At 67.2% G+C, this 6,000-nt stretch carries 5 protein-coding genes, 1 pseudogene and 1 riboswitch; of the genes and pseudogenes, 2 read left to right on the plus strand and 4 right to left on the minus strand.

The features are described 5' to 3' along the window. A pseudogene (locus RMO97_RS12645) lies at positions 1-202 on the plus strand (glutathione S-transferase family protein); the annotation flags it as partial. 122 nt (positions 203-324) lie between these two features. On the opposite strand, the gene RMO97_RS12650 reads toward RMO97_RS12645, so the two are convergent. The 3 genes from RMO97_RS12650 to RMO97_RS12660 all read right to left on the minus strand — a co-directional run bounded on the left by RMO97_RS12650 (position 325) and on the right by RMO97_RS12660 (position 4,208). Beyond that, positions 325-1,173: a lipid A-modifier LpxR family protein gene (locus RMO97_RS12650; RefSeq protein ID WP_310541423.1), complete on the minus strand. Its 849-nt coding sequence runs from the start codon at positions 1,171-1,173 to the stop codon at positions 325-327. Between the two features lie 137 nt (positions 1,174-1,310). Continuing rightward, positions 1,311-2,273, minus strand: coding sequence for a lipid A-modifier LpxR family protein (locus RMO97_RS12655; RefSeq protein ID WP_310541424.1), 963 nt, complete (start codon positions 2,271-2,273; stop codon positions 1,311-1,313). A gap of 69 nt (positions 2,274-2,342) precedes the next feature. Further along, positions 2,343-4,208 carry a ribonucleoside-diphosphate reductase subunit alpha gene (locus tag RMO97_RS12660; protein WP_310541425.1) on the minus strand — a complete coding sequence of 622 codons (1,866 nt, stop codon included), beginning with the start codon at positions 4,206-4,208 and terminating at the stop codon, positions 2,343-2,345. A 308-nt stretch (positions 4,209-4,516) separates the two neighbouring features. After that, a riboswitch (yybP-ykoY riboswitch) is annotated at positions 4,517-4,702 on the plus strand. 14 nt (positions 4,703-4,716) lie between these two features. On the opposite strand from RMO97_RS12660, the gene RMO97_RS12665 reads away from it, so the two are divergent. Continuing rightward, positions 4,717-5,280 carry a TMEM165/GDT1 family protein gene (locus RMO97_RS12665; RefSeq protein WP_310541426.1) on the plus strand — a complete coding sequence of 188 codons (564 nt, stop codon included), beginning with the start codon at positions 4,717-4,719 and terminating at the stop codon, positions 5,278-5,280. Here the strand turns inward: RMO97_RS12665 and RMO97_RS12670 are convergent. Further along, positions 5,277-6,000: SLC13 family permease (locus tag RMO97_RS12670; protein ID WP_310541427.1), on the minus strand; the 724-nt coding region annotated here is incomplete at its 5' end. The genes RMO97_RS12665 and RMO97_RS12670 overlap by 4 nt on opposite strands.

The following is a 6,000-nucleotide window of genomic DNA, read 5'->3' on the forward strand; positions in this document are numbered from 1 at the left end:
GCCAGGACGCTACATCCTGGGGGACGAGCTGAGCGTGCTGGACCTCTACGTCGCCGCGGTCTCGCGCTTCCGACCCCGGCGAAGCCGGTTCTACGACGTTGCGCCGAAGATGGGCGAGGTGGTGCGCCGGGTGGATATCGACCCACGGCTCCATGCCCTGTGGAAGGACCGCATGGGCTTCCACGAGGGCTGGGAGGGCTGACGTCGGGGCCTAGAGCGTGACAGCCTGAAGTGGATACCGGTTCAGGCGCCCGTCACGCTCTAAACACAAGAGGACGAGCCTGTTTATCCGTTTCAGATGAGTCCATCTGAAACGGACAGGCTCTAGTGGCGCGGCTTGATGGAGAGTGAGAAGGCGACCATCGAGTCGTCCTTGGTCTCCTGGCCCCACACCATGTGCTGGCCCTTCACCTCGCGGTGGATGTAGCCGAAAGAGGTCTGCATCGAGCCCTTCCGCCATCCGACGCCGAGTTGGGCGTCGCCGATCAGGGCGCTGGAGGGATCGGTAGACCAGCCGGCGCCGTTCCAGTCACCGTTGTTGCGCTGCATGTTCAGGCCCACCGCGCGCCCGCTTGCCGCGGCGAACAGATACCAGCGGCCCTCGTTCCCGAAGGCGGCGCCGTCGCGCACGCCCATGGCGCCCAGGCGGGACTTCAGGCCGTCGGAGGCTTTCTGGCCGAGGGTCAGCATGGCCCCGGCCTCGGCCGAGCCGCCGGCGCTGGACATGCCAAGGCCCGCATGGGGGGTCACCGAGACATCGTAGCGCTCGGTGGCGAAACTGACGGCGTCGGGCCAGTCGCGGGTGACAGCGATCTCATAGGCCTGGGCCTGGAATTGCGCGTGATCGACATTGATCGGCAGGCCGCCGGGCGCGTGCACCGCGCCGCCCACCGAGAGCCTCAGGGAATCCACCGCCACGCCGTTGTCGGCCAGGGTGATCTGGCTGTTGTCCCAGCGCACAGGGCCGGCCAGGGCGTAGGTCTCGCGATCGAGGAGATTGGCGATGGGATCGCTGCTGTCGTCGTGCGGGGCGAAGGTTCTGGAGTGGAAGGCCGCGTTCATCAATTGCGCGGCGCCTGAATCGAGGGTGAGAGGCGTCGACTGCGCGAAGGCGCTCGTCGAACCCATCCCGCAAATCCCGAAGACGGTGGCCAGCCCAGCCATCGACCTCATGAGGTCTTCTCCCCTTGCCACGTCGCCAAGCGTGCGGCCCGCCGACATCCTTCCACGACTGGAGAAGAGCGCAACGGGAAATTCGGTTCCCATGCTTAACCGTCGCACCCCCGTAGATCGCGCTTGTCCCTTCAAAATCAGCGCCTCGGCTTGATGGACACGGTGACCGCGACCATCGAGTCGTCGCGGTGGTCCCACCCCATCAGTGTGTGAGCCGCCTTCACCTTGCGCCGCATCCAGGCCAGGGACGCCTGGACGGACCCCTTGCGCCAGCCAACCCCTGTCTGGATGTCGTTGATCAGGGCGCTGGAGGTGTCGGTGGAAAGGCCTTGGGCGCCCCAATCTCCATTGGTGCGCTGGACGTTCAGGCCTACCGCCCGACCGCTGGCGGCGGCGAACAGGTACCAGCGGCCCTCATCGCCGAACCGGGCGCCGTCGCGGACGCCCAGGCTGTTGGCCCAGCCTTCGGCCTTCCTGCGCAGGCGCACCACGGCGCCGGCCTCGGCCTCACCGCCGGCGTTGGAGATCCCCACCCCCGCGTGGGGCGTGAAGTCCAGGTCGAACGCGCCGGCGTCTGCCGCCCAGAGATTGGGCCAACCCCGCGTGTAGCTGACCGCATAGGCGTCGGTATCGGCGGCGACCGCCTGGCCTGGCCTGGGCGGTAGCGCGCCTGGCGTGCGCGCGATCTGGCCGACCGAGACGCGCAGGGCGTCGACCGCGCCCAGGGCGGGGCGGGCGAAGGCCACCTCGCTGACCTTCCAGCGGGCGACCCCCTCGCCGGGGACATAGGTTTCGGCTGTCAGGGGGTTGGTGCGGTCCAGGGCCGTGCCCGTGTAGGCGGGTTGACTAAAGGCCGGTTCAAGCCCGGCCGCCACAATAGGGCGGTCCACCGTCGCGGGGGCTAGAGTCTGTTGGCTGAAATCGGCGGCGGCAGCCGCGGTGCTGGCGAAGACGGCGGACCGGAGGTCCTGCCAGTTCTCCCGGAAGACTTGGTCCCCGGGAGAGGTTTCCACCTGCGGCGCTGGCAGTACGGCGGCGCCGAGCGCGGCGGTGGTCGCCGCGCACCCGATCGTCACCGCCGTAACCGCCAGAAACCGCATACCCACCCCAGATGTGCTGCCGTTAGTTCCTTAACGATAGCGCAGCTACTCGAGTTTGGCGCCAGGGTTCTACTGGCAGGCGAGGCACTCGTCGTAGTCGGTCTTTTCCGAGGGTCCCTGGTCGATCATCACCACGCCCTCGCCGCCGGCGTGGGCCGCCCGCTGCACCGACTTGGAGCGCAGGTAGTAGAGCGACTTGCAGCCCCGCTCCCAGGCCTGCCAGTGCAGCATGTGCAGGTCCCACTTATCCACGTCGCCTGCCAGGAAGATGTTCACCGACTGGGATTGGCAGATGTCGGGCGTCCGGTCGGCGGCCAGCTCCACCACCCAGCGCTGATCCAGTTCGAAGGCGGTCTTGTAGACGTCCTTGTCGTCCTGGCTGAGGAAGTCCAGGTGCTGGACCGAGCCCTCGTTCTCCAGGATGGAGTCCCAGGTCGCCGCGGTGTTCTGGCCCTTTTCCTCGAGCAGGCGCTCCAGATAGGGGTTCTTCACCGCAAACGTGCCCGACAGGGTCTTGTGGCTGTAGATATTGGCGGGGATCGGCTCGATTCCGGCGCTGGTGCCGCCGCATATGATGGAGATCGAAGCGGTCGGCGCGATGGCTAGCTTGTGGCTGAAGCGTTCCATGACTCCCATGTCGGCCGCGTCCGGGCAGGGACCGCGCTCGGCGGCCAGGGTGCGGGACGCCGCGTCGCACTGGCGGCGCAGGTGCTTGAAAAGGCGCATGTTCCAGGACTTGGCGAGCGCGCTCTCGAAAGGCACATTCTGGGCCTGGAGCAGGGTGTGGAAGCCCATCAGGCCCAGACCCACCGACCGCTCGCGGATGGCGGCGTAGACGGCGTTCTTCATCTCCGGCGGGGCGCGATTGATGAAGTCCTGCAGGACGTTGTCCAGGAAGCGCATGATGTCTTCGATGAACGTCGGATGGTCGCGCCATTCGAGGAACTTCTCGGCGTTGACCGAGGAGAGGCAGCAGACCGCGGTGCGTTCGGCGCCCAGGTGGTCCGGGCCGGTGTGCAGCATGATCTCCGAGCACAGGTTCGACTGCCGGACCTTCAGGCCCAGGTCGCGTTGATGCTGGGGCATGGAGCGGTTCACGGTGTCGGCGAAGATCAGATAGGGCTCGCCGGTCTGCAGGCGGATCTCCAGAATCTTCTGCCACAGGCTGCGGGCGTCGACCTCCTTAACCACCTCGCCCGTCTTGGGCGAACGCAGGCCAAACAGCTCGCCGTCGCGGACGGCTTCCATGAAGGCGTCGCTGATGGAGATGCCGTGGTGCAGGTTCAGGGACTTGCGGTTGAAGTCGCCCGAGGGCTTCCGGATCTCCAGGAACTCCTCGATCTCCGGGTGGTGGATATCCAGATAGACGGCCGCCGAGCCACGGCGCAGGGAGCCCTGGCTGATGGCCAGGGTGAGGCTGTCCATCACGCGGATGAAGGGGATGATGCCGCTGGTCTGGCCCGCGCCCTTCACCTTCTCGCCGATGGAGCGGACGCCCCCCCAATAGGTGCCGATGCCGCCCCCGTTTGAGGCCAGGGCCACGTTCTCGTTCCAGACGCCCTGGATGCCTTCCAGCGAATCGCCGACGGCGTTGAGGAAGCAGGAGATCGGCAGGCCGCGATCGGCGCCGCCGTTGGAGAGCACGGGGGTGGAAGGCATGAACCAGAGGTTCGAAATGTAGTCATAGACCCGCTGGGCGTGGTCGGCGTCGTCGGCATAGGCCGTGGCGACCCGGGCGAACATGTCCTGGTAGGACTCGCCCTGCAGCAGGTAGCGGTCTTCCAGGGTGGTCTTGCCGAAGTCGGTCAGCAGGGCGTCGCGCGAGCGGTCCACCTCCACCTTGCGGACCAGCTGCAGCTGCGGTCGATCGGCCCGCTCCGGGGCCACCGTGCTGGCTTCCGAGACCGTCCGCAAAACCGCTTCACTGCTGCTCATGTTCCAAAATCCATAACTATCAGGCGCTTCGGCCTTAGAACCGCCCCAACACGGCAAGCCCTACATCTAGTGGTCGCCTGCCCCAGACACGCAGCATATGGGGGCTGATGCTAATGACTCGTCAACGGGGGGAATGGACGCGTCCCCAGGCTTTTTCGTTAACGAGGTCTTAACGTCGCCCTCCGGTGATTGATGGGCAAGGCTTTCCGAGGCGCCTGGGGACGATTGCTCACGACAGTGTGACAAATGACCTCGCCCAACGTGCGCGCCGTTTTCGACTTGCGCCCAGACGCCCTGCGACCTATCCCCACGCCGTCACTGGGGAGTAGCCGCCTGCGGTTCCAGCAGGGGACGCGTCAACAGACTTGCAGAGGGTTTTCCCGCCCCGAGCATGGCGCGTCCGGCGATTGAGCTTGGCGAGACCTTTGGCTTTCGTGCGCTGATCTTTTGCGGGGTCGGCGGCGCGGAAAGCCATTGGTTTTGCCTGACCCCGCCGGACGTCTGTTCCATGGAAGCCTTCCTCGTTTCGACCGGCCTCGTGGCCATCGCCGAAATCGGCGACAAGACCCAGCTGCTGGCCATCCTGCTGGCCGCGCGATTCCGCAAGCCCGCCCCTATCCTGCTGGGAATCCTGGTGGCCACCATCGGCAACCACGCCCTGGCGGCCGCCGTCGGCTCGGTGGCCGGCGCCTTCTTCGACGGCCCGTGGATGAAGTGGGTTCTGGGCCTGGCCTTCATCGCCTTCGCCGGCTGGGCGCTGATCCCCGACAAGTTCGAGGACAAGGACGCGCCGCGCGACCGGGCCGACGCCTCGATCTTCTGGACCACCCTGGTGGCCTTCTTCTTCGTTGAGATGGGGGACAAGACCCAGGTGGCCACCGTCGCGCTTGGCGCGCGGTTCCATGAGGTGGCCCTGGTGGCGGCCGGCACCACCCTGGGCATGATGCTGGCCAACACCCCGGCGGTGTTCCTTGGCGACGTGGCGGCCACCAGGCTGCCGCTCAAGGCGATCCGCATCGCCGCGGCGGCCTCCTTCGCCGCCATCGGCCTGTGGATCCTGATCTGGGGCTAACCTCGGACCAGGGGCCAGACCAGGGCGATCAGCGGCGTCCCCACCGCCAGGACCAGCAGGGTCAGCGGCGCCCCCAACCGGGGATAGTCGCTGAACTTGTAACCGCCCGGGCCCATCACCAGGGTGTTGCACTGGTGACCGATGGGGGTGAGGAAATCGCAGGCCGCCCCTACGGCGACGGCCATCAGGAACGGGTCGGGGCTCAGGCCCAGCTTCAGGGCCAGGGCCGCGCCCACCGGGGCGACAATCAGCACGGTGGCGGCGTTGTTCAGGAAGGGCGTGGCGGCCATGGCCACCGCCATGATGGCGGCGAGCGCCAGCATGGGGGCCTGTCCCTGGAAGGCCATGGACAGCCAGCCGCCGATCAGGTCGGCGCCCCCGGTGGTCTGGATGGCTTCCGACACCGGTATCAGGGCGGCGATCAGCACCAGGACCGGGCCGTCAAGGGCCGAATAGGCCTCACGCATGCGGATCGAGCCGATGGCGATCATCACCACGGCGGCGCCAAAGAAAGCGATGGCCACCGGGAGCACCTGGAAGGCCACCAGGATCATGGCGGCGGCCAGGATAACCGCCGGCGCCAGGGCATGACGGATGCCGCCCAGCCGCACCTCCCGCTCGGCCAGCGGCAGCAGGCCCAGGGCCGTCAGCGCGACCGGCAGGCTGCGCTCGCCCCCCTGCAGGACGATGACGTCGCCGGCGCGGAGTCGGACCCTGTTC

Source organism: Phenylobacterium sp., assembly GCF_031425575.1.
Classification (GTDB): Bacteria; Pseudomonadota; Alphaproteobacteria; order Caulobacterales; family Caulobacteraceae; genus Phenylobacterium.